The 23752-nt window shown below is 59.5% G+C and carries 15 protein-coding genes; all 15 read right to left on the reverse strand.

The annotated features are described in order from the left end of the window. Nucleotide 1: 1 nt before the first annotated feature. The 15 genes from KD146_RS15640 to KD146_RS15710 all read right to left on the reverse strand — a co-directional run bounded on the left by KD146_RS15640 (nucleotide 2) and on the right by KD146_RS15710 (nucleotide 23710). Nucleotides 2-706, reverse strand: coding sequence for an ABC transporter ATP-binding protein (locus tag KD146_RS15640; RefSeq protein ID WP_212659774.1), 705 nt, complete (start codon nucleotides 704-706; stop codon nucleotides 2-4). Beyond that, the gene (locus KD146_RS15645) at nucleotides 706-1488 is read right to left on the reverse strand and encodes an ABC transporter ATP-binding protein (protein WP_212659775.1); all 783 of its coding nucleotides are present in this window, start codon (nucleotides 1486-1488) and stop codon (nucleotides 706-708) included. Before KD146_RS15645 ends, KD146_RS15640 begins: the two co-directional genes overlap by 1 nt. Before the next feature lie 120 nt (nucleotides 1489-1608). Next, nucleotides 1609-1971, reverse strand: coding sequence for a methylglyoxal synthase (locus KD146_RS15650; RefSeq protein WP_212659776.1), 363 nt, complete (start codon nucleotides 1969-1971; stop codon nucleotides 1609-1611). A gap of 35 nt (nucleotides 1972-2006) precedes the next feature. After that, nucleotides 2007-2387, reverse strand: a complete 381-nt coding sequence (locus KD146_RS15655) for a DUF1801 domain-containing protein (RefSeq protein ID WP_212659777.1) — start codon at nucleotides 2385-2387, stop codon at nucleotides 2007-2009. Between the two features lie 111 nt (nucleotides 2388-2498). Beyond that, nucleotides 2499-4202 carry a methyl-accepting chemotaxis protein gene (locus KD146_RS15660; protein ID WP_212659778.1) on the reverse strand — a complete coding sequence of 568 codons (1704 nt, stop codon included), beginning with the start codon at nucleotides 4200-4202 and terminating at the stop codon, nucleotides 2499-2501. A gap of 330 nt (nucleotides 4203-4532) precedes the next feature. Next, nucleotides 4533-6950, reverse strand: coding sequence for a methyl-accepting chemotaxis protein (locus tag KD146_RS15665; RefSeq protein WP_212659779.1), 2418 nt, complete (start codon nucleotides 6948-6950; stop codon nucleotides 4533-4535). Between the two features lie 204 nt (nucleotides 6951-7154). Further along, nucleotides 7155-9185 (reverse strand): methyl-accepting chemotaxis protein, encoded by a 2031-nt coding sequence (locus KD146_RS15670; RefSeq protein ID WP_212659780.1) that lies wholly within the window; start codon nucleotides 9183-9185, stop codon nucleotides 7155-7157. Between the two features lie 215 nt (nucleotides 9186-9400). Continuing rightward, nucleotides 9401-11356, reverse strand: coding sequence for a methyl-accepting chemotaxis protein (locus tag KD146_RS15675; RefSeq protein ID WP_212659781.1), 1956 nt, complete (start codon nucleotides 11354-11356; stop codon nucleotides 9401-9403). Nucleotides 11357-11634: 278 nt separating this feature from the next. Then, nucleotides 11635-13716: a methyl-accepting chemotaxis protein gene (locus KD146_RS15680; protein ID WP_249327924.1), complete on the reverse strand. Its 2082-nt coding sequence runs from the start codon at nucleotides 13714-13716 to the stop codon at nucleotides 11635-11637. A 225-nt stretch (nucleotides 13717-13941) separates the two neighbouring features. Continuing rightward, entirely contained in the window at nucleotides 13942-16005 is a 2064-nt protein-coding gene (locus KD146_RS15685; RefSeq protein ID WP_249327925.1) for a methyl-accepting chemotaxis protein, read from the reverse strand. Nucleotides 16006-16273: 268 nt separating this feature from the next. Next, the gene (locus KD146_RS15690; RefSeq protein WP_249327926.1) at nucleotides 16274-18355 is read right to left on the reverse strand and encodes a methyl-accepting chemotaxis protein; all 2082 of its coding nucleotides are present in this window, start codon (nucleotides 18353-18355) and stop codon (nucleotides 16274-16276) included. A 161-nt stretch (nucleotides 18356-18516) separates the two neighbouring features. Then, complete coding sequence (locus KD146_RS18285) at nucleotides 18517-21066, reverse strand: methyl-accepting chemotaxis protein (protein ID WP_249327927.1); 2550 nt, start codon at nucleotides 21064-21066, stop codon at nucleotides 18517-18519. Nucleotides 21067-21312: 246 nt separating this feature from the next. After that, nucleotides 21313-21702 (reverse strand): response regulator, encoded by a 390-nt coding sequence (locus KD146_RS15700; RefSeq protein WP_212659782.1) that lies wholly within the window; start codon nucleotides 21700-21702, stop codon nucleotides 21313-21315. A gap of 116 nt (nucleotides 21703-21818) precedes the next feature. After that, nucleotides 21819-22868 carry a protein-glutamate methylesterase/protein-glutamine glutaminase gene (locus tag KD146_RS15705; RefSeq protein ID WP_212659783.1) on the reverse strand — a complete coding sequence of 350 codons (1050 nt, stop codon included), beginning with the start codon at nucleotides 22866-22868 and terminating at the stop codon, nucleotides 21819-21821. Next, nucleotides 22865-23710, reverse strand: coding sequence for a CheR family methyltransferase (locus tag KD146_RS15710; protein ID WP_212659784.1), 846 nt, complete (start codon nucleotides 23708-23710; stop codon nucleotides 22865-22867). The genes KD146_RS15705 and KD146_RS15710 overlap by 4 nt, the downstream gene beginning before the upstream one ends. Nucleotides 23711-23752: the final 42 nt, after the last annotated feature.

Here is a 23752-nt window from a genome sequence, read left to right on the forward strand (position 1 = left end):
CTCAGCCCCCGAGGAAACTTTTGGCGACTTCGGGATCGGCGATGAGTTCAGCCCCCGTGCCGGTGAAACGGTTTTGCCCGCCCGCAAGGACGAAGCCCTTGGAGGCAAATGCCAGCGCCTGGCGCGCATTCTGCTCGACCATGAGGATGCCGACGCCTTCGGCATTGACGCGCACAATGGTCTCGAAAATTTCGATGACATAGCGCGGTGATAGGCCCGCAGAGGGTTCATCGAGCATCAGCAGACGCGGCTTGCTCATCAAAGCGCGGCCCATGGCCACCATCTGCCGCTGTCCGCCTGAAAGTTCGCCCGCTGGCTGGCGCCGCTTCTCGGCCAACACGGGGAACATCTCGTAGACCCATTCCATGGTCTCGGCGAAACTGTCCCGCCGTGTGAAGGCACCCATTTCAAGGTTTTCTTCCACGCTCATGGAGGTGAACACGTTCTTTTCCTGCGGCACAAAGCTCAGCCCCTTGGGCACCAGCTTGTCGGGCAGCGAATTGGCGACATCCTCGCCATCAAATTCAATCGTTCCGCCAGTCACCTTGAGCAGGCCAAAGATTGCTTTGAGCGTGGTGGACTTGCCCGCGCCATTGGGCCCCACGATCACGCCGATATCGGACTGGTCGATAGCCATGTCCACGCCATTGAGGATCGGCGCGCCGCCATACCCGCCAACGACGTGCTTGAGTTCAATCAACGCCATTACGCAGTCTCCACCGGGGTGCCGAAATAGGCCTCGACAATGGCCGGGTTGGCGCGGATTTCGGCCATCGGGCCCTCGGCGATCTTCTCACCCTGCGCCATCACGATCACTGGGTCGCAAAGCCGCCCGATCAGATCCATGTCATGCTCGATGACAAAGAAGGTGTAGCCCAGCTCGCGGTTCATCCGCTCGATATTGGCTGCCAGATCATTAAGCAACGTGCGGTTGACGCCAGCGGCCACCTCGTCGAGCAGCACCACCTTGGCGTCCACCATCATGGTGCGCCCCAGCTCAAGCAGCTTCTTCTGCCCGCCCGACAGATTACCTGCCAGCTCGTTGCGCACATGGCCCAGCTTGAGGAAGTCGATGACGTCGAGCGCTTTCTTGCGCACTTCGGTCTCGCGCGATTTGGAAATGCCGGGACGGAACCAGGCATTGCCCAGATACTCGCCAGGCTGATCGCCGGGCACCATCATCAGGTTTTCCAGCGCCGTCATATTGGAAAACTCATGCGCAATCTGGAAGGTGCGCAGCATGCCGGTGCGGAATAGCTCATGCGGCGCCAGGCCGGTTACATCAGCGCCGTCAAAGATCACCGCGCCTTCATCAGGTACGATATTGCCGGCCACGATGTTGAACAACGTGGACTTGCCCGCGCCATTGGGCCCGATCAGTCCGGTGACTGATCCGCGCCGCACCGAGAGCGAGCAATTGTTGACGGCGGTGAGGCCGCCGAAATGTTTCGTGACGTTGCGAACGTCGATAACCAAGTCAGAGGACACCAAATCCGTCCCGATTCCTGAAGCCAAGGGTGCCCGGTTTAATCCGGGCGATTTTGCGGCATCTGCTCATAAGGCGGACAAACGGTCAACCTAAAGCCAGCGCAAACCGGGGGGTTGTGGTCACAGATACGCCAGCACAGCGTTGGCAGTGGCTTCATTATTGGCACACATCACGTCGTAAAGGGTCGCCAGGCGGGTCAGTGCCTTGACGTCGACATCGTGCGGCTGAGCCGATAGCGGGTCGATAAAGAAGATCAGAACGTCCAGCCGTCCCTCGGCAATCATCGCACCCAATTGCTGATCGCCGCCCAGTGGACCGCTCTTGAGCAGGCCTACCGGCAGACCCGTGGCTTCGATGATCCGGCTGCCGGTTGTACCGGTGCCCCACAATTGGTGCTCGGAGAGCTTCCTTTTGTGACGCGCCGCCCAGACGCACAATTCGTCCTTCTTGTCGTCATGCGCCACCAGACCAATCTTTGCCATGCCATCCTCCAGCGTATGACGCTGTTCAAGCAGCTTCAGGCAAACAGGGCAATGGCTTCGCTGAGCAGAATGCCGATGGCATCGACGGGAATGTCATCATCGGGCATCAGCCGCAGATAGCGCCCCTTCCTGAGCCCGTCCCCTTCCAGCAACCCCTCTGCCCGGTCGAGTTGGCGCCCATGTTCGAAATACAGCGACACCCGATCATCGTGGGGAAACACCGAACAGACATGCCCTGCAATCGCGTGACGGAAATTGACCGACTTCCAGCCCTTCATCACCTTGCCGCTCAACCCCGGATGGGCGGCGATCACTGCAACCAGTCGCGCCGTTCGCTCAATGATGGCGGGCGGCAGCGGCGCCACCAGGCAGGCAAAATCATCGGAATAGACCGGGTCGACAACAGTGGTCAGCATGACAGGTGCTCCCGGCTTGGACGGAACGCGGCGCTACTGACCGCATCTCACCCTCCAACGCCGCTGCTGACAAGACCTGTCAGCAACAGCGCCGGTTGGCATCTGCCCTGCCTATGCCGCGATCGAGCGTGGCTTGCGTGAAGCCGAGCGGGCACTGTCAGCCATTTTGAAAACGTCGACGATAACGTCCAACTCACTGGCCTGGGCTTCGGTCTGCTCGATCGCCGCATTGGTCTGCTCGACCAGTGCAGCGTTGTGTTGGGTCATTTCGTCCATCTGACGTACCGCAATCGAGACCTCGTCCAAAGAGGACGACTGCGCCTGATTGGCCTGCGCGATGGAATCGATCAACGCTGAGCTTTCCTGCGCCCCGTTCAGAATATCGAGCAACTTCTCGGCGGCCTGACCAACTAGCCGCGAGCCAGTCGAGACCTCTTTGGCGCTCGCCTCGATCAGTGCTTTGACGTCGTTGGACGCATCAGCTGCCGATTGCGCAAGCCGGCGCACTTCGACAGCCACCACCGCAAAGCCCTTGCCGGCATCACCGGCACGCGCCGCTTCAACCGACGCGTTCAGCGCCAGTAGATTGGTCTGGAAGGCGATATCGTCGATCATGCCGATAATGTTGGAGATCTTGCCTGAACTTAGCTCAATGGCCGCCATTGCCCCATTGGCATCCTTCATAACCGCGCCGCCCTGGGTGGCATTGCTCGAAACGTCTCGTGCTTTCTGGCTAGCCGTAGCTGCCCGTTTGGCATTGTCGAGCACGACAGCCGAAAGCTGCTCAACCGAGGCCGATGTCTGCTCAATTGTGGCTGCCTGCCGGGTGGTGCGTTCAGACAGGTCATTGGCACCACTGAGAATTTCGCTGGTCGCGGTCTTGAGTGCCCTCGATGTCCCACGCAGACTGACGACAATATCGGTCAGACGCATCAGCGACTGGTTGAAGGCCAATCGCAATTGCTCGAACTGGCCCGAGAACTGGGTATCGATCCGCCCCGTCAGATCGCCTTCCGCCATCTTGGTCAGACTGCTGGTGAGTTCACCGCAGATGCGTTCATCGCGTTTGCGGGCCGTGATGTCAGTGGCAAACTTGATCACCTTGACCGGCTTGCCGCGTGCATCCAGGACCGGGTTGTAAGACGCCTGGATCCAGACTTCCCGCCCCCCTTTGCCAAAGCGCTGGAACTCGGCCGCCACATATTCGCCGGCACGCAATCGCTCCCAGAATTGCTTGTATTCCGGCGACTTGGCGTAGCCTGGGTCACAAAACATGCTGTGGTGCTTGCCAACAATTTCGGTGAGACCATAACCCACCGTCTGGAGAAAATTCTCATTGGCGTTGCGCACGCTGCCATCAAGATTGAACTCGATCACGGCCTGTACGCGCGAGATGGCCGCAATCTGCGCTTCATGGTCTGCGGCGCGGTTGGTCTGTTCCGTAATGTCGGTGGCGAACTTGATGACCTTGATCGGCTTGCCCGCCTTGTCCAGAACCGGGTTATAGGTCGCCTGAATCCAGATCTCGCGGCCACCTTTGGCAATCCGCTTATAGGCTGCAGACTGGAACTTTCCCGCTGCCAGATCACTCCAGAATTGCTTGTACGCTGCTGATTTCGCATCGTCTGGATCAACAAACATGCGGTGATGCTTGCCGACGATCTCATCGAGCCTGTAGCCAAGCGCGCCGAGGAAATTCTCGTTGGCGCTCAATATCGTCCCATCCAGCTGGAATTCGATAACCGCCTGGCTGCGCATGATCGCGTCAACCTTGGCGCGTTCGTCATTGTTGATACGCGAAAAAAGTCCATTCATTACAGGCCCTCCAGCCCCCGGCCGCCGACAAGCACTGGCGCGTCAACCGGTCCAAGAAAATCGAATAGCTATGAAATAGGATCCGCGCCGCCAGCGCGTCATGACGGGCCGCCGGACGAAATACTGTCCGGTGGGCTTTGGCTTGTATCGGCATTGGATTGAGCATGAACGATCGATCCGTAAGCGCAGGGCGACCTGCGCAGCGATAAGATCTGCGTCCACCATGAAAGCTATTGCAGCGTGGTTAATGTTCAGTGAAGGCGCCGGTAGCAGACAAAAGTAAAGGGTGCCCAAGGCACCCTTTAAGTCGTTCAGAACGCGCGCTGGTGATTAGCCACCCGAGGCAAATTTGAGGCGCGGTGGCGGTGCGTAGCCATGTTCATCACCAACCCGTGGCTCCAGCGTGAACACGCTGATCACCCGATCGAGCTCGCTGGCCTGGGCTTCGGTCTGCTCGATGGCCGCGTTGGTTTCCTCAACCAGCGCCGCATTGTGCTGGGTCATTTCGTCCATCTGCCGCACCGCGACCGTGACTTCGTCGATCGAGGACGCCTGCTCGCGGCTGGCGCGGGCGATACCCTGCAGCAAGAGGGCGTTGGACTTGATCGCTTCCTGGACTGCCACCAGACGTTCAGCGGCATCACCCACCAGACGCGACCCGCCATCGACTTCGACAGCACTCTGTTCGATCAGTGCCTTGACGTCAGCCGAAGCGGACGCTGCCGACTGTGCCAGACGCCGCACTTCCACCGCCACCACGGCAAAACCCTTACCGGCATCGCCAGCGCGGGCCGCTTCAACCGACGCGTTCAGCGCCAGCAGATTGGTCTGGAAAGCGATATCGTCGATCATGCCGATAATGTTGGAAATCTTGGCCGAAGACTGCGTGATGCGATCCATCGCGGCCGTCGCCTGCCCCATCACCGCGCCACTGGCTTCCGCATCGCCGGAAACCGAATGTGCCTGACGGCTGGCCGCATCGGCCTCATTGGCGTTGTCCAGCACGGTGCGGCTGAGCTGCTCGATCGCCGCTGAGGTTTCTTCAATAGTCGCTGCCTGACGCGTCGTGCGCTCGGAAAGATCATTGGCACCGGATAGAATTTCACCTGTCGCCGTCTTGAGTGCACCCGAGGTGTCACGCAATTGCATGACGATATCGCTCAGCTGCTCGGCCACGGCATTGGTGTCCGACTTGAGCTGACCAAAAGCACCCTTGTACTCGCCATGCATCCGCACGCTGAGGTCGGCACGGGCCAGTGCCGCCAGCACGGTGCCGGTTTCATTCAGACCACGGTCGACCGTATCGACCAGCGCGTTGACGTTACTGGCCAGCTGGCGCAGATCGGCGTCAGTCTGATCAGCCGCCAGACGCTGTGAAAAGTCGCCATCAATCGCAGCACTGACCACAACACCGATATCGCGCTGCAGATTCTGGATAACCCGCACCTGACCGGCGCGTTCGTCGCTCATGTCCAGCTCGGCCGCGCGCAGATCGCGCATCTTGAGGCCATTGCTGCGGAACACTTCGACCGCTTCAGCCATATAGCCCAGCTCATCGGCGCGCTCGAGACCGGGCACGACCAGCTCGAACTTGTCATCGGCAATCTCAGCCATGGCATCCGTCAGGCGCGAAACAGGCCGGGTAATGGTGCGGGCCAGCAGCACGCTCACAATGGCCGCCAGCACCAGCATGATCGCGCCAATCCCCAGCATGGTATTGCGCAGACCCGCCGAAGGCGCCGCAATATCGGCCTGGCTTTCAAGCGCCACGACAGCCCAGTCAACGCCGCCAAAGCTCAGCGGTTCACTGGCCGCCACATAGGCAGCGCCCTGATGATGCTCGAGCGGCGCCATTGCCGCCGTGCCCCCAAGGGCCGCAGTGACCGCAGAGCCTTCGAGCTTGAGCGTAAACACGTCATTCTCAGGCGTGCCCGGCGCGTCATTGCGCACCAGATTGTCCTGGCCAACCAGGAACATTTCACCGGTTTCGCCAAGCCCCTGCGTACGGTTCAGCACCGCGCCAATACGGGTTGAGGACATTTGATAGGCGATCACCCCGATCAGCCAGCCCTGATCGTAAACCGGCGTCGCGATAAAGCTTGCTGGCGCTCCCGCACTCGGACCATAGGCCGCAAAATCGGTCAGGAAGACCTGACCGGCCTCTGCGGCCATGGCGGCGCGCACCACCTTGCCCAATCCAGATTCAGCCCATGGCCCACCGTTCTCGGCAAAATTGGTGCCGAAATCGGCTTCCTTGGTGACCGAATAGACATTGTTGAAATCGGTATCAAACAGGAAAATGTCGTAGTAGCCGCGCTTGAGCAGCAAGTCGCGGAAATCGGAATGCAGCGCGCGGTGGTGCAGATCATAGACCGGCAACTTGTCCGAACTATCGAGCAGCAGGCGTTCGCCAGCGGCGTTTGGGTTCTGCGTAATATAGGCATCCTGCAGCAGCTCAGTCGGTTCACCCTGACCTTTGAGCGAGCGCATGGCGCCGGAGAACAGATCGATATTGGCAGCGATTTCGGCACGCCCCGCAAACAGCGTCAGATCCTCGGAGACTTCCTTGAGATAGGCCGACAGCGCCGACGTCGCATTTGACGCGGCCGCCGACAGACGCTGCTCAGCCTGCTGAGTGACAATGGCATTGCCAGCAAAATAGGCCGCCAGACCCAGACCGGCACCTGTCGCCAAAGCGATGATCACCACCATGGCGGGCAATTTGAAGGCAAGTTTCAACTGGGGCATGGAGACTTCCGGAGTTGCGGCAATACTGCCTTGTAACAAGGCATGCCCGCAGCTCCTCTCCGCGGTCATGTCGTCTAAAACTCTACTCAGCTATTGGTTAACGAAGCGCTTTCAGCTTTGTCAGCCAACCATCACAAAACAAACGAAAAACGGCGGCTGTGGATATCCACAACCGCCGCCCGTCAGGTCAAATTTTCGATCAGTCTAGAATTCGTTCCAGTCGGCCGAAACCGCTGCGTTGCCGTGACTGAGATACTGCGCGGCAGCCTTGCGGGCAGGCGCGGCAGCGCGAGGCGCTCCCTTTGGTGCGGCAGTTGGCTTTGGCGCCATCCGCTGAGCGGACGAGCCCGCCGTCGTGAACACCGCCACGATCTGGTCGAGCTCGCTCGCCTGACCTTCGGTCTGCTCGATTGCCGCATTGGTTTCTTCAACCAGTGCCGCATTGTGCTGGGTCATCTCGTCCATCAGCCGGACAGCGACATTGACCTCTTCAATGGCCGAGGCCTGTTCGCGGCTTTCGCGGGCAATGCCTTCCATCAGCTGGTTATTGGCGCGAGCGCCTTCCAGCATGCTGGTCAGACGACCAGCTGCATCGGAAACCAGACGCGAACCCAGGCCGACTTCACCAGCCGACTGCTCGATCAGCACCTTCACGTCAGCCGATGCGGCCGCTGCCGACTGCGCCAGGCGGCGCACTTCGACAGCAACCACGGCAAAACCCTTGCCCGCATCACCAGCGCGCGCCGCTTCAACCGAAGCGTTCAGCGCCAGCAGATTGGTCTGGAAGGCGATGTCATCAATCATGCCGATAATGTTGGAGATCTTGCCCGAGCTGGTTTCGATCGCCGTCATCGCCTCATTGGCCTTCTGCATCACCTCGCCGCTTTCCTCAGCGGTACGGGTAACTGCGCTGGCATTGGCACTGGCATCCTTGGCGCGATCAGCATTCTGCAGCACGGTGCTGGCCAGCTGTTCCATGGTCGCAGAGGTTTCCTCGATGGTCGCCGCCTGCTTGGTCGTGCGCTCGCTCAGATCGTTGGCACCAGCCAGGATTTCGCCTGTTGCCGTGCGCAGCGACTGCGAGGTGCTCTTGAGGCGATCCACCACATCGGTGAGGCGATCAGCCACCGCATTGGTGTCAGACTGCAGGGCAGCAAAAGCGCCCTGATATTCACCACTCATGCGTTCGGTCAGATCGGTATTGGCCAGTGCCTTGAGCACGTGACCGGTTTCGTCCAGACCGCGTTCGACGGTCGCCACCAGGCTATTGACGCTGCCCGCCAGCGTGTTCAGCTCGGGATCGGGGAATTCAGCGTTCACGCGCTTGCTGAAGTCACCAGCAATCGCGGAATCCACAACTTCACCAAAGGCGCCCTGCAATTCAGTCATCATGGTGCGGCGCTGGGCTTCGTCGGCGACAATACGCGCCGCTTCCGCCTCGGTCATCTCACTAACCTTCAGGCCATTCTCACGGAACACTTCCACCGCCCGCGCCATATCGCCGACTTCGTCACCGCGTGTCTGGCCTTCAACTTCAACACTGAAGTCACCGGCCACCAGCGAGCGCATGGTCTTGGTCAGCTTTGAGAGTGGCTTGGTGATCGAGCGTCCGATCAACCCGGCTACCAGCAGAACAATCAACGAGATACTGCCGCCAATGGCGCCCTGCATCACATTGGTTTCCAAGGCAGCTTCCTTAAGATCATCGACGTAGATACCGGTCGCGATCGACCAGCCCCAGGGCTTGAAATGGGACGCATAGGTCACCTTTTCGACAGGTTCTTCCTCTTGCCCACGGGTATAGAGATAATCGACAAACGCGGTGCCGTTGGCCTTGGTCTTGGCGAGGATCTCGGCGAAGAACCGCTTGCCGGTGGGGTCTTCCAGCTCAAGCTGGCTGGTGCCCTCCAATTGCGGAGCGATTGGGTGCATCACCAACTGGCCAGCATCATCAAAAATGAACAGGTATTCGGTGCCGCGATAGCGCATGGCGCGTACGGCTTCCTTTGCGGTGGCCTGGGCAAGCTCGACGCTGACCGCGCCAGACTCACTCAGTTCGTACTGTGATTTGACGATCGACATCGCCGCCTCGGTGATGGATTCCAGCTCGGCATGGCGCAGATCTTCGCGCGTGGAGTTGAGCTGGCTGGTGCCCATGAAGGCCATCAGGCCCAGGGTGACGAGCGAAAGCGCCACCAAAGCATAAATTCGGCTGACGATACTGAGTTTTGGCATTCGGTTCAGACTTTGAGTTGCGAGGGCCCACCGCAGTCGGCGACATTCACGACAAGGGTCGCAACTGACACGAACCGGCTGAACACCGACGTTTAAATTTCCCCTCGGGAACAATTTATCGAATCCGCCTTAAATCCCGGTAAACTCTGGCTCTCCGCAAAAAAAAGGTGGGCGCCTGTCGGCGCCCACTGAAAATGCTCTGGTCTGGACCGACCCTAGAACTCGTTCCAGTCCGTGGACACTGCAGCGTTGCCGTGGCTGAGATATTGCGCTGCGGCCTTGCGGACCGGCGCCTCCGCCCTCGGTGGCGCCTTGCTTGCAGGTGCCAGTTTGGGCGTGACGCGCTTGGCTGATGAGCCGGCAGTGGTGAATACTGCTACGATCTCGTCGAGCTCGCTCGCCTGACCTTCGGTCTGCTCGATGGCCGCATTGGTTTCTTCCACCAGCGCCGCATTGTGCTGGGTCATCTCGTCCATCAACCGGACGGCAACGGTGACCTCTTCAATGGCCGAGGCCTGTTCGCGGCTTTCGCGGGCAATGCCTTCCATCAGCTGGTTATTGGCGCGGGCCGCATCCAGCATGCTGGTCAGTCGCGCTGCCGCATCCGACACCAGGCGCGAACCCAGATCCACTTCGCCAGCCGACTGTTCGATCAGCACCTTCACATCAGCCGAAGCCGAGGCCGCCGACTGCGCCAGACGGCGCACTTCAACGGCCACCACGGCAAAGCCCTTGCCTGCATCACCAGCCCGTGCCGCTTCAACCGAAGCGTTCAGCGCCAGCAGATTGGTCTGGAAGGCGATATCGTCAATCATGCCGATAATGTTGGAGATCTTGCCCGAGCTGGTCTCGATCGCCGTCATGGCCTGGTTGGCCTTTTCCATCACCTGACCACCCTCTTCGGCAGTCTGGGTGACCTTGCTCGCATTGACGCTGGCATCCTTGGCGCGATCGGCATTCTGCAGCACGGTGCTGGCCAGCTGTTCCATGGCGGCCGAGGTTTCTTCAATGGTAGCAGCCTGCTTGGTGGTGCGTTCGCTCAGATCATTGGCACCGGCCAGGATCTCGCCCGTTGCCGTACGCAGCGACTGCGAAGTATTGCGCAGACGATCAACCACATCGGTCAACCGATCAGCCACCGCATTGGTGTCAGACTGCAGCGCCGCAAAGGCACCCTTGTAGTCACCGGTCATGCGTTCGGTCAGATCGGTATTGGCCAAAGCCTTGAGCACGTGGCCCGTTTCGTTCAGACCACGCTCGACTGTCGCCACCAGGCTGTTGACGCTGCCTGCCAGCGTGTTCAGTTCGGGATCCGGGAATTCCGCATCCACCCGCTTGGTGAAATCGCCCGCAATCGCGGAGTCCACCACATCACCAAAGGCACCCTGCAACTCGGTCATCATGGTCCGGCGCTGCGCTTCGTCGGCGACAATGCGGGCAGCTTCGGCTTCGGTCATTTGACTGACCTTGAGCCCCTGTTCACGGAACACCGCAACGGCGCGCACCATATTGCCGATTTCGTCGGCGCGTTTGTCGCCTTCGAGATCAATATCGAAGTCATTATTAGCAAGCCGTTCCATATTGGTGGTCAGCATTGCCACTGGCTTGCTGATTGAGCGTCCGATCAACCATCCCAACGCCAGTACGAGTACCATCACACCCGTTGCGATGCCCGCACTGGTCAGAGCAGATTCCCAGAAGATGGTATCAACCGTGGTCAACAACACACCCGAGGCAATCGTCCAACCCCAGGGCTCAAACGCCTGAGCATAGGTTACCTTGTCCTTGAACACGCCATCCTTGTCTTTGAACGCATAGTTCACAAAGTAGCTGCCGTCGGCCTTGGCGCCGTTGATCATCTCTTCCATGTAGCGCTTACCGTTACCGTCGGTAACGTCGCGACGTTCAGTGCCTTCCTTGGCCGGCTGATAGGCATGCATGACATTGATGTAGTCATAGTTGTCGACAAACAGGTACTCATCACCCTGGTAGCGCATGCTGCGCAGCGCATCGAGTGCACCGTTCTGGGCTGTTTCGACAGGTAAAGTGCCACTCTCGGCAAGGGCGTAATAGCTCTCAACAACACCGACGGCGGCCTGCACCACGCTCTGAATTTCGGTGCGTTTGAAGTCACCGAGATTGGAGCGCAGGGAGACCAGCTGGTAGGCCACGATACCCGTCAAACCCAGGGCAAACATAATTAGAAGACTGGAAAGGCGGCGTCCAATGCTGCCAGTGAATAATTGTGTCAATGCTGTTCTCCAGTCTTCGGCACCGCTGCCGCCTACTCTGCCTTCATACCGGGAGGTTACTTGGTCAGTAGGATCATGAAATTCATCTTGCTAAATATTCCACGGCGGTATTAAGGCTGGGTAAACCACGTGGTAATAGGGCAAAAAAAATGGGCGCCTCGCGGCGCCCATAATTCGTGCAGTCATATGTAGGGTAATCAGAACTCGTTCCAGTCTTTGGCGATCGCCGCATTGCCATTGCTGAGATAGGACTGCGCCGCCGAACGGACCTTGTCCACGATGCCCGTCGGCGCCACTGTATCTGTCCTGGAGTTGCGGACCACCGGTCGCGCCGTACCCTCCACGATGGTGAACACATCCACGACCCGGTCCAGTTCACTGGCCTGAGCCTCGGTCTGCTCAATCGCCGCATTGGTCTGCTCAACCAGCGCCGCATTGTGCTGGGTCATTTCATCCATGGTCCGCACAGCAACCGACACCTCGTCAATGGCCGAAGCCTGGTCGCGGCTGGCCTTGGCTATGGCCTGCATCAGCGCTGCGTTCTCGTTGACAGCATCGAGCATGGCGGTCAGCTGGTTGGCCGCATTGGACACCAGCTTGGAGCCGCCGGAAACCTCGCTGGCGCTCTGCTCCACCAATGCCTTGACGTCGGCCGATGCGCTGGCGGCCGACTGCGCCAGACGACGCACTTCCACGGCCACCACGGCAAAACCCTTGCCGGCATCGCCAGCCCGTGCCGCTTCCACCGAGGCGTTCAGCGCCAGCAGATTGGTCTGGAAAGCGATGTCGTCGATCATGCCGATAATGTTGGAGATCTTGGCCGACGAATTGGTGATCCGCTCCATGGCCGCATTGGCCTCAGCCATTGTCTCGCCGCTCTGGGTCGCACTGCCTGACACTGTCTGTGCCTTGCTGTTGGCGTCTTCGGCCATGCGGGCATTTTCAGATACCGTCGCAGCCAATTGCTCCATGGCGGCCGAGGTTTCCTCAATGGTCGCGGCCTGCTTGGTGGTCCGCTCACTCAGATCGTTCATACCCGAAAGGATTTCACCCGTGGCCTGCTTGAGCGCACCCGAAATCTGCTTGGCATTGCCAACCACCTCGGTGAGTTTTTCGCTTACCGCATTGGTGTCGGTCTGCAACCGCGCAAAGGCGCCGTTATAGGTGCCGGTCATGCGCTTGGTCAGGTCCGTATTGGCCAGGGCGCCGAGCACTGTGCCGGTCTCGCCAATACCGCGATCCACTGTCTCAACCAGGCTGTTAACGCTGGTCGCCAGCGAGTTGAGCTCCTCATCGGGGAACTGGGCATGCACGCGCTTGGAAAAGTCGCCCGCAATAGCGGCATCGACCACTTCGCCAAACGCCGCCTGCAGCGCCACCATCATGTCCGTCCGCTCTTCGCGGCGACGCACTGAGGCGGCCCGCTCTTCTTCAGTCATTTCGCTCATCTTGAGACCGTTCTGACGGAATATCTCGACGGCCCGGGCCATCTCGCCAATTTCATTGCCGCGGTCGGCATAGGCGACTTCGGCAGCGAAATCGCCATCGGCAACAATTTTCATGGTCTTTGCCAGGCGTGGCACCGGCGCCATCATCAGGCGCGAGAGCATGTAGCCAATCGCGCCAAGCACCACTAGCGCGGCCAAGCCAACCACCAGCAAGACGTTGAGCGTATCGTAGATCACCGCTTCAACCGCAGCCTTGTCGATACCAACAAACAGGATGCCCGAAACCACGCCACCCTGATCAAGGATCGGCTGATAGGCGGTAAAATAGGGGCGCCCGACAATCGAAGCCTCGCCGAAATAGGTGACGCCTTCCATCATCGATTTATAGACAGCACCATCCTTGCCCAGCGGCGTACCCAGAATGCGCTCGCCAGCGGCATCTTCAATGGTCGTGGTCATGCGGATGAAATCCTGCTCGGTTTCATCCCAGCCAAAGATCGTGGCAGCCTCGCCTGTCACCCGGGCGATGGAATCCACCAGCCCGTTATCGATAAAGCGGCGCGGCATGCTCCAGGTCTGGATCCCGGCAAGATCGCCGTTCTCGGCCCATTGCACTTCTGCGCCCGGCAGACTGCCCTCAAGAATGGTTGCCGCCGCCTTGAGATTGGTGATCTGCTGCGCCATCGCCGTATCATTGGTCGACGCGCTCAGATTGATGTATATCGCCGCCGAAACAACCGACACCGAAACGATAATCGCTGAAATCACCAAAGCAGCGATCATGGTGGTCAACTTGATATTGCCAAAGAATTGGCCAACGCGCTTGATCATACCATTTGCCCTAAAACCTGCGCGCTGCACTCAAGTGTCGCGCCTAATTAATGTGCAAAATTATCAGGTCCCGATTAACTGAGTGTTTAATACGGCTAGCGCGCGCAAGCAGCGCTCTATCGTGCTGGCAAAAAACAAATAATTCCGAAAGACTTGGCCTCAAAAGAAAATCCCCGCCATGCCTGAGGCATAACGGGGACGATCATCGTGCAATTGTTGGAGCGGTCAGATTTCGTCCCAATCCTCTGCCAGGGCGGCATTGCCGTGTGTACCCAGATGAGGAGAAGCAGAGACCAGACGGTTCTGCAGGGCCCGCGCGTCCTGCGGCTCGCGCTGCGCGCCCTGACCCTGCAGGGGTCCGATCTGAAACACCTCCACGATGCGATCCAGCTCGGTTGCCTGCGCCTCGGTCTGCTCAATCGCCGCATTGGTCTGCTCGACAAGTGCCGCATTGTGCTGGGTCATCTCGTCCATGGTCCGCACCGCGGTGGTCACTTCCTCGATCGCTGACGCCTGTTCACGGCTGTCATTGGAGATCGATTCCAGCAGGCTGTTATTGCCACGGGCCGCTTCAAGCATGCTGCGCAGCTTGCCGGCAGCATCGCTGACCAGCCTTGAGCCAGAACTGACTTCGTCCGCCGACTGCTCGATGAGCACTTTGACTTCGCTCGATGCGCTGGCCGCCGACTGCGCCAGACGGCGCACTTCCACGGCCACCACGGCAAAGCCCTTGCCCGCATCACCAGCGCGGGCCGCTTCAACCGAGGCGTTCAGCGCCAGCAGATTGGTCTGGAAGGCGATGTCGTCGATCATGCCGATAATGTTGGAGATCTTGCCCGAGGATTCGGTGATCCGCTCCATGGCCAGCGTCGCGTTGTCCATCACCTCGCCGCCTTCTTCAGCGGTACGGGTAACCTGCGCCGCATTGCTGCTGGCTTCCTTGGCCCGATCAGCATTCTTGAGCACAGTGGTCGCCAGCTGTTCCATGGCAGCCGAGGTTTCCTCGATTGTCGCGGCCTGCTTGGTGGTGCGTTCGCTCAGATCATTGGCACCCGACAGTATCTCGCCGGTCGCCGTCTTGAGCGAGCCCGATGTATGACGCAGCTGACTGATCACCTCGGTCAGCTTGTCAGCGACAGCATTGATGTTGGTCTTTAGGGTCGCAAACGCGCCTTCATAGTCGCCTTCCATCCGTTCGGTCAGGTCGGTATTGGCCATGGCGCCAAGCACCTCACCCATTTCCGCCACACCGCGATTGAACGTCGACACCAGATTGTTGACGCCCGAGGCCAGCCCGTTCAGCTCCGGATCGGGAAATTCGACGGTGACCTGCTTGGTGAAATCGCCCGCGACGGCGGCGTCCACCACCACGCCAAAGGCGTCCTGCAGCTCGCTCATCATTTTCTGGCGGTTTTCCTGGTCCACGATAATGCGGGCCGCCTCGGCCTCGGTCATTTCGCTGACGCGCAACCCGTTCTGGCGGAACACCTCGACGGCGCGAGCCATATTGCCCACTTCATTGCCCATCTCGGTATAGGGAACATCAACCTCGAAATTGCCTTCGGCAATCGCATCCATCGAACCGCCCAGGCGTGGAATGGATCGGGTGATCAGGTGCGAGGCCACAAGCCCCACCAGGCTGAGCGCCACGGTAACCGCACCGCCCACGATCAGGATCAGCGTGAGCACACCATTTGCCGTCGCCTGCACCGCAGCCATTGGCGTGCCAACAAATATGGCACCCATGATTTCGCCGCTCATTTTCTCGATCGGCTGCAGGGCCCCAAAATACTCGACCCCGTTGACGCTCAGTTCGCCAACATAGCGTTGGCCAGCCATCAGCGGCGCATAGGCCGGGTTGCCTTCATCGAGCACCATATCCGCGACGCGCTCGCCGTCAGGGGCAGTCAGGCTGGTGGTCTTGCTGACCATGGTGTTGGCGGCTGAATCCAGCACATAAATGGTGGCATCCTGCTTGGTGACACGCGTCACCGAGTCAATGATTTCACTGTCGTAGAATGGCGGGATGGCCCAGCTCTGGAAGCCATCAATCGTCCCGTCCTCGGCCCAGTTCAGCACCGAGCCGGAAATACGCCGCTCCAGAATTGTCGAAGCAACGGCCAGATTGGAATCCTGCTGCAATTCGCTGTCGACGACCGATTGGGCATGAAGATTGAGATAGATCGCCCCCGAGACAACGGCAATCGAGCCAATGATGGATGTGATGACCAGCGCCGCAATTGCTGTGGTCATTTTGATATTGCCAAAAATCTGGCTAAATTTACGCATGTCAAATCCCCCCCGGACCGGGCTGAAACGGCGCTCGACAGCGCCCGTAGATTAAACCCTCAGACCGCAAAATACGACACAGGCATTAACTGTTCGTTGTCCACAACGCGCCGCAAACGATTGCATTTCGCAATTCAGTCGTACCTGGAGTTGTTTTCATCTTGGTCTTTCGTCGCAACGTCTGCATCGCGCGGCAGATCGACTTGGCGTGAACGTCAAAAGGGCGCCCAGTGGGCGCCCTTGAAGTCGTTTTGGTTGCTGGGTGCTATCAGAACTCGTTCCAGTCCTGATCAATGGCCACACTGCCATGACTGAGATAGGCTTTGGCCGCCGCCTTCTGCCGCACCGGGGTCGCTTCAACACGGCGCTCGGACGCGCGATGGCGTTCTGGCGCACGCACGTGGCGGATGCCATCATCACCAACAGCGAACACGTCAACGATCCGGTCAAGCTCGACGGCCTGCGCTTCGGTCTGCTCAATGGCGGCATTGATCTCCTCGACCAGCGCCGCATTGTGCTGGGTCATCTCATCCATCTGCCGCACGGCAACAGTGACTTCCTCGATCGAAGACGCCTGTTCCTTGCTGTCGTGTGCAATCCCTTCCATCACCAGACTGTTCTCACGAATGCCTTCAAGAATGGCCTCTAGCTTGCCAGCGGCATCGGCCACCAGCTTGGAGCCGCCAGCAACTTCGCTGGCACTCTGCTCGATCAACACCTTCACATCAGCCGAAGCCGAGGCCGCTGATTGTGCCAGGCGACGCACTTCCACGGCCACCACGGCAAAGCCCTTGCCGGCGTCGCCAGCACGGGCCGCTTCCACCGAGGCGTTCAGAGCCAGCAGATTGGTCTGGAAGGCAATGTCGTCGATCATGCCGATAATGTTGGAAATCTTGCCCGACGAGCTGGTGATCTTTTCCATTGCGCCGGTCGCCTGGCTCATCACCGCACCACCCTCTTCAGCGGTGTGCGAAACAGTCTGCGACTTGCGGCTGGCCTCATCGGCCTTGCGGGCGTTTTCCAGAACCGTGGCCGCGAGCTGCTCCATAGTGGCGGAGGTTTCCTCGATTGTGGCAGCCTGCTTGGTGGTGCGCTCGCTCAGATCATTGGCGCCACTGAGGATTTCTCCGGTCGCTGTCTTGAGCGTACCCGAGGTCTCGCGCAACTGGCCAACCACTTCATTGAGCTTGTCGGCAACGGCATTGACGTCCGATTTCAGCGTGGCAAAGGCGCCCTCATACTCGCCTTCCATGCGGTGGGTCAGATCGGTATTGGCCAATGCGCCCAGCACCTGGCCGATGCCCACCACACCACGATTGAATGTCTTGACCAGCGAATTGACGCTGCGCGCCAGTCCGTTCAGTTCGGGATCGGGGAATTCGACTTCCACCTGCTTGCTGAAATCGCCGGCGACGGCGGCATCAACCACCTGACCGAAGGCGGACTGCAACTCGGTCATCATCGCCTGACGATCTTTCTGATCGGCGATGATCCGTGCCGCCTCGGCCTCGGTCATTTCGCTCACCCGAAGGCCATTGGCCCGGAACACTTCAACGGCACGGGCCATGGCGCCCAGCTCATTGCCGCGGGTCACATAGGGCACTTCGGTGGCAAAATCGCCATCAGCAATGGACTCCATGGCTGCCGCGATTCGGGGAATGGGGCGCATCAGCAGGCGTGTGATCACCAGACAAATTGCGCCCATCACCGCGATCAGGACCAGCCCCATCACCACCATGCCGGGCACGGCACTATTGGCGGCGGCCTCGGCGAGTGCTGCATCACTGCCCACAAAGAAACCGCCCAGCAGATCACCCTTGAGATTGCTGATAGGCTCGAAAGCGCCGAAGAAGCGGGTACCCTGCATCGTCACTGTGCCGAAATAGGGTTCAGCGGCCGCCAGTGCTGCGTGCTCGGGCGAACTCGTATCGAGCGCAAAATCAATCACCCGCGAGCCGTCTTCGGCTTCAAAGCTGGTGGACTTGGCGATGAACTGATTGGTCTCGGTGTCGAGCCCGAAGATCACGGCTTCACCGTCGGTGATGCGCGTCACCGAGTCGATGGCGCCAGTATCATGGAAGAACGGGATGTTGTAGGTCTGGAACGCCTCAATGGAGCCGTCCTCGGCCCAGGTGACAACCGACCCGGACAGGCGCTTTTCCAGGATCGTGCCGGCCACCTGCAAATTGGCGTCCTGCTGCGCGATCATCTGATTGACCGACTGCTTGCGCAGATCAAAATAGCCGTTGACCGAATAGGCCACGATGGTGACCGTGATGCTCATCAACACCAGCCCGGCAATCGCCGTTGTCAGCTTGATGTTACCCCAAAATCCGGAAATGGCTTTCATAAAACGTCTCGCTCCCCCCGACGAAAAAACACGTCGACTTGTATGGTAGACAAGTTAAGCCAAGGGTTCTTAACGTCAGGTTGCCGCCCGAAACCGGTTGCAAAGGCCGTCATGACAACGGGGCCCGCGGGCCCCGTTACGTGATCTCCAGTTATGCGCCCCTAGAATTCATTCCAGTCGCGGTCCACCGCAGCGCTGCCGTTGGACAGGTATGACTTGGCCACCGATTTGAGCTTGTTCTGCAGCCCGCGTGCGCCTTCGGCAAAACCATTGCCCGGGGCCGCCTGACCCGCAGGTGCCATTGGCGCCCGGCTGTGCTGTTTGGCCGATGCCTCATCAATGGCAAAAATGTCCACGATGCGGTCCAGTTCGGTGGCCTGCGCTTCGGTCTGCTCGATGGCGGCATTGATCTCCTCGACCAGAGCCGCATTGTGCTGGGTCATCTCGTCCATAGTGCGGACCGCTGTATTGACCTCGTCAATCGAGGAGGCCTGTTCGCGGCTTTCCTTGGCAATTCCGTTCATCAGCGCATTGGAGGACCGCGCTTCGCTGAGCATGGACTCCAGCTTGACCGCCGCATCGGCCACCAGACGCGAGCCGCCCTGCACTTCGTTCGCCGACTGCTCGACAAGCACCTTTACATCCGCCGAGGCCGAAGCCGCCGACTGCGCCAGGCGCCGCACTTCCACGGCCACCACAGCAAATCCCTTGCCTGCGTCACCAGCACGGGCTGCTTCCACCGAGGCGTTCAGCGCCAGCAGATTGGTCTGAAAGGCGATGTCGTCGATCATGCCGATGATATTGGAGATCTTGGCCGAGCTATCGGTGATGCGCGCCATGGCCTCCGTGGCCTGGTGCATCACCTGACCACCCTCTTCGGCGGTGCGTGTCACGCTCGACGCCACTGTGGAAGCCTCGCTGGCCCGCTCGGCATTGGCCAGCACTGTTGCTGCCAGCTGCTCCATGGTCGCCGAAGTTTCTTCAATCGTGGCAGCCTGCTTGGTGGTCCGCTCGCTCAGATCGTTGGCACCACTGAGGATTTCGCCCGTGGCGGCCTTGAGCGTCCGCGAGGTATCCTTGAGCTGGCCCACCACTTCAGTGAGCTTGTCGGCCACCGCATTGGTGTCGACCTTGAGTTTGGCAAACGCCCCCTCATAATCACCCGTCATGCGCTGCGTCAGATCGGTATTGGCCAGGGCGGCGAGAACGTCGCCGGTTTCGCCAACGCCGCGGTTGACCGTGGCCACCAGATTATTGACCGAGCGAGCCAGCGTATTGAGCTCATCATCGGGGAATTGAGCGTCCACCTGCTTGCTGAAGTCACCTGCAATGGCCGCATCGACTACCGCACCAAAGGCGCGCTGCAAGTCCTGCATCATGGCGGCGCGCTCGGCCTGACTGCGCACGATCTGGGCCGCTTCGGCCTCCGTCATCTGCGCGACTTTCAAACCATTCTCGCGGAACACTTCGACCGCGCGGGCCATCGCGCCAATTTCGTCAGTGCGGTTTGCCCCGCGCACCTCGGCGGCCAGATCACCCTCGGCCAGTGTTTCCATGGTCGTGGTCAGCCGGCTGATCGGGCCGCTGACCGAGCGGGCAAAGAAGTACCCGGCAATGGCAGCAATAGCCAACAGGCCGCCACCAATGGCCAGCATCATGTTGCGCATATCGGTGATCGGGGCATAGGCCTCGTCCTCGCCGATTGCCGTCACCACGGCCCAGTTAACCCCACCAAAACTGAGCGGCTGAGCCGTCAGGATCAAATTCATGTCGCGATAATCGCTCGACACGCCGCTGGCTGCGGTACCGCCAAGCGCGGTTGTGATCACGGGGTTCTCGAACTTGGTGATCAGGGCGTCTGGCGTATCGGAAAAACGGGAATCCGAACGCATCAGATAATCGGCACCGACAAAGAAGCTCTCGCCGGTTTCACCCAACCCATCAGACTTGGCCATGATCGCATCAACCGAGGCCGTCGACAGGGCCGCCGCCAGCACCCCAACCAGCTTGTCGCGGTTGTTGAAAACAGGTGTCGCCACAAAGCTTTCCGGCGCCCCGGCTGCCGCGGCATAGGGCGAGAAGTCCACAAACGCCACCTGCCCTGCTTCAGTCATGGCAGCTGCAGCTTGGTAAGCACGACCAAGACCGGACGCGGCGCCATCACCGCTCGCCAGATTGGTGGCGAAATCGTCGCGTTTCTTGACCGAATAGATCAAATTGCCATCGGGATCGATCAGCATCAGGTCGGCATAGCCACGCGCATCCTGCTGGCGCCGGAATGCCGGGTGCACCTTGGAATGTGCAAAGTCGTAATTGGTCCGCTTGGTCTCGAGCGAGACATCGAGCAGTTCGCGCTGCTCCGGGTCAGGGTTGTTGGTGATGTAGGCCATCTGCAGCGCATCTTTGGGTTCCTGTGGCGGCTTTGCCGTCAGGAATTGACCCCAGGTAATGTTAAAGTCGCGCAGGACCGTCTGCGTGGATTCAGTGGTCGCGGTGATCACCAGATCCTCGGCAATGCTGCTGAAATAGGCTTCAAGCTCGGAGGCTGAATTTCGGGCAATGGTATCGATCTGCCGCCGCGACAATTGATCGACCGTTGCCGATCCAATCAGGTAACTGGCGATCCCCACGCCAACGCTGACCAACAAGGCCGACCCGACCAGCGCCAGTGGCAACTTTTGGGCGATCTTCAACTGTGGCAGAAATCCCATTGAACACTCCAGCTTTCCTCAATGACTGCCATGCCCGGCGCGTAATCGCGTCATCGGGCCCCATCGGCAATTGACGGGTATAGCGGCAGTCCTCCCCAGACCGGATCAGGCCGATCTGTGGAAACGATACTCCTGCTCCATTAACCACTTCTTACGCGCGGCGAAGCAGCCGAAAACAGTTGAGCCCCCGACCCTTGTGGGGGGCGGGGGCTCAACTTCAGGCTTGTAGTAGGCGCGGCTGCTGAACTAGCTCAGTGCCCCGATCACGGCCTCGATACGCTTCTTCATGGTCGAAGCGTCGAATGGCTTGATGATATAATTGTTCACGCCACACGTAATGGCTTCCTTGACCTGCTCCTTGTCGGAACGGCCCGTTGCCATGATGAATGGCATGCCCTGAGTACGCGGATGCTTGCGGATCACCTTGAGCAGGGTCAGCCCGTCAATGTCTTCCATGTTCCAGTCGGAAATGATCAGATCGACATTGGCTTTTTCGAGCTTTCCCAAGGCATCACGGCCACTCTTGGCCTCAATGATGTCTTTGAAGCCGAGCTGCGTGAGGATGTACTTGCAGATACCGCGCATGGACTGCTGATCATCGACGATGAGAACACTGACTGCGCTGGCTTTAGGCATGTTCGAATTCACCTTCCTGGTGCCGGGGAAATACCAACCCCGGGCTTGCATCAAACACTAGGCAAGAAGCGTTACAAATCTCTCAATCCGCATTGAGTGATTGTATACCCTGGCCCTTACGCTGCAGATTTGAGCCGTACCAAGGCGTTAGCCAGACGGCTCGCAATATCTTCGACCGGCGCCTGCTCGACGACGGCCCCTTCTTCGAACGCGACTCGCGGCATTCCGTACACCAGGGCCGAGCTTTTGGACTGGCCAACAGTGTAGGCGCCGGCATCGCGCATCAGCTTGAGCCCCCGCGCCCCATCGCGGCCCATACCGGTCAGGATGGCCCCGACGGCCATATTGCCCACGGTCTTGGCCACTGACTCAAACAGGATGTCGACACTGGGGCGATGGCCCGAGGTCAGTTCGTCCTGGGTCAGGCGACATTTGAGCTGGCCTGAGGAACGCTCCACCCGCAGGTGGAAATCGCCCTTGGCCACATAGGCATGGCCCGGCAGCAAAGGCATGCGGTCTTCGGCTTCAATCACCTTGATCGCGCATACTTCATCCAGGCGCGCCGCAAAGCGACCGGTAAAGCCTGGCGGCATGTGCTGGGCGATCACGATTGGCGGACAGTCAGCAGGCATTTGCGAGAGAACGGCACGGATGGCCTCAACGCCACCGGTCGATGCCCCGATTGCAATCAGCGCACCATTTGGCGCCGCGGCCGTTTTGACGGCCAGCTTGGGCGGCTCGGCCCGGCTGGCTGAACGACCACGAACATCGGATTTGGCGGCGGCGCGGATCTTTTCGCGCAGACCGACACCAAACGCCTCGATACCGCCAGCAAACTCGGCACTGGGCTTGGCCACAAAATCGACCGCGCCCAGTTCAAGCGCCAGCAGGGTCTCGCTGGCCCCCTTCTTGGTCAGGGTCGACACCATGATTACCGGTGTCGGACGCAACCGCATCAGCTTTTCGAGAAACTGCAGCCCGTTCATATTGGGCATTTCAATATCGAGCGTCACGACATCAGGATTGAGGTCCTTGATCTTCTGGCGCGCATCAATGGGATCGGTGGCGGTGTCCACCACCTCAATGTCCCCGTCACGCGACAGCATGCGCGTCAGGACTTCACGGATTAGCGCCGAATCGTCGACGACAAGGACCTTGATGCTCATGCCGCTTCCTGCTTGTTCAGTTTCAGTTTGGATTGGTAGATGGTCTTGCCAACCAGACGGAACCCATCACCACCCGAGCCCAGATTCTCCGAGTGGCCGATATAGAGATAGCCTTCGGGCGCCATCAGCTTGCTGAACCGGCCGAACACTTCGCCCTGCGTTGGCTTGTCGAAATAGATCGCCACATTGCGGCAGAACACGGCATCGAATGGCCCTTTCATCGGCCAAGGCCCGATCAGATTGAGCGGCTTGAACGACACCAGATTGCGCACCGCCTCGGGGATCACGATGGTCCCGTCTCCCGGCTTGCCAAACGGCGCGGCGCGTTCACGCGACAGACCGTTGAGTTCATTTTCGGGATAGATGCCCCGCGCGGCCTTCTCGATCACGGCCGTATCAATATCGGTGGCCAGTATCTTGAAGTCCCAGCGCTTGAGCTCGGGAAAGGCCCCCAGCAGATCCATACCGATCGTATAGGGCTCCTGCCCGGTCGAGCATCCGGCGGACCAGATACGCAGACGGCTGCCACGTGGCTTGGATGCCACCAGCGCCTCGATATGCTTGCGCAGATGATCGAAGTGATGGTCTTCGCGATAAAAGCGCGTCAGGTTCGTGGTCAGCGCATTGACGAATTCCTGGCCTTCCTGGGCCGTTCCCTTGCGCTCGAGAAAATCGATATAGGCGTCAAAACTGGGCAGACCCAGCGCGCGCACAATCTTGGACAAGCGTGAGATGACCAGCGTGCGCTTGGCATCACTCAGCGATATTCCCGCGACCTGATACACGCGGCCTTTGATCCGCGCGAATTCACGTTCGCTAAGGGAGATTTCCCCCTGTTCCATACAGACTACCCCAATTGCCCCAGACGCCCCTACTGGACGCCT

This window comes from Devosia litorisediminis (assembly GCF_018334155.1).
Taxonomy (GTDB): Bacteria; Pseudomonadota; Alphaproteobacteria; order Rhizobiales; family Devosiaceae; genus Devosia; species Devosia litorisediminis.

Bases quoted from the DNA above. Each gene is read 5' to 3' on its own strand.
- KD146_RS15640 (WP_212659774.1), bottom strand. From the start codon at position 706: ATGGCGTTGATTGAACTCAAGCACGTCGTTGGCGGGTATGGCGGCGCG.
- KD146_RS15650 (WP_212659776.1), bottom strand. From the start codon at position 1,971: ATGGCAAAGATTGGTCTGGTGGCGCATGACGACAAGAAGGACGAATTG.
- KD146_RS15655 (WP_212659777.1), bottom strand. From the start codon at position 2,387: ATGCTGACCACTGTTGTCGACCCGGTCTATTCCGATGATTTTGCCTGC.
- KD146_RS15660 (WP_212659778.1), bottom strand. From the start codon at position 4,202: ATGAATGGACTTTTTTCGCGTATCAACAATGACGAACGCGCCAAGGTT.
- KD146_RS15665 (WP_212659779.1), bottom strand. From the start codon at position 6,950: ATGCCCCAGTTGAAACTTGCCTTCAAATTGCCCGCCATGGTGGTGATC.
- KD146_RS15670 (WP_212659780.1), bottom strand. From the start codon at position 9,185: ATGCCAAAACTCAGTATCGTCAGCCGAATTTATGCTTTGGTGGCGCTT.
- KD146_RS15680 (WP_249327924.1), bottom strand. From the start codon at position 13,716: ATGATCAAGCGCGTTGGCCAATTCTTTGGCAATATCAAGTTGACCACC.
- KD146_RS15685 (WP_249327925.1), bottom strand. From the start codon at position 16,005: ATGCGTAAATTTAGCCAGATTTTTGGCAATATCAAAATGACCACAGCA.
- KD146_RS15690 (WP_249327926.1), bottom strand. From the start codon at position 18,355: ATGAAAGCCATTTCCGGATTTTGGGGTAACATCAAGCTGACAACGGCG.
- KD146_RS18285 (WP_249327927.1), bottom strand. From the start codon at position 21,066: ATGGGATTTCTGCCACAGTTGAAGATCGCCCAAAAGTTGCCACTGGCG.
- KD146_RS15700 (WP_212659782.1), bottom strand. From the start codon at position 21,702: ATGCCTAAAGCCAGCGCAGTCAGTGTTCTCATCGTCGATGATCAGCAG.
- KD146_RS15705 (WP_212659783.1), bottom strand. From the start codon at position 22,868: ATGAGCATCAAGGTCCTTGTCGTCGACGATTCGGCGCTAATCCGTGAA.
- KD146_RS15710 (WP_212659784.1), bottom strand. From the start codon at position 23,710: ATGGAACAGGGGGAAATCTCCCTTAGCGAACGTGAATTCGCGCGGATC.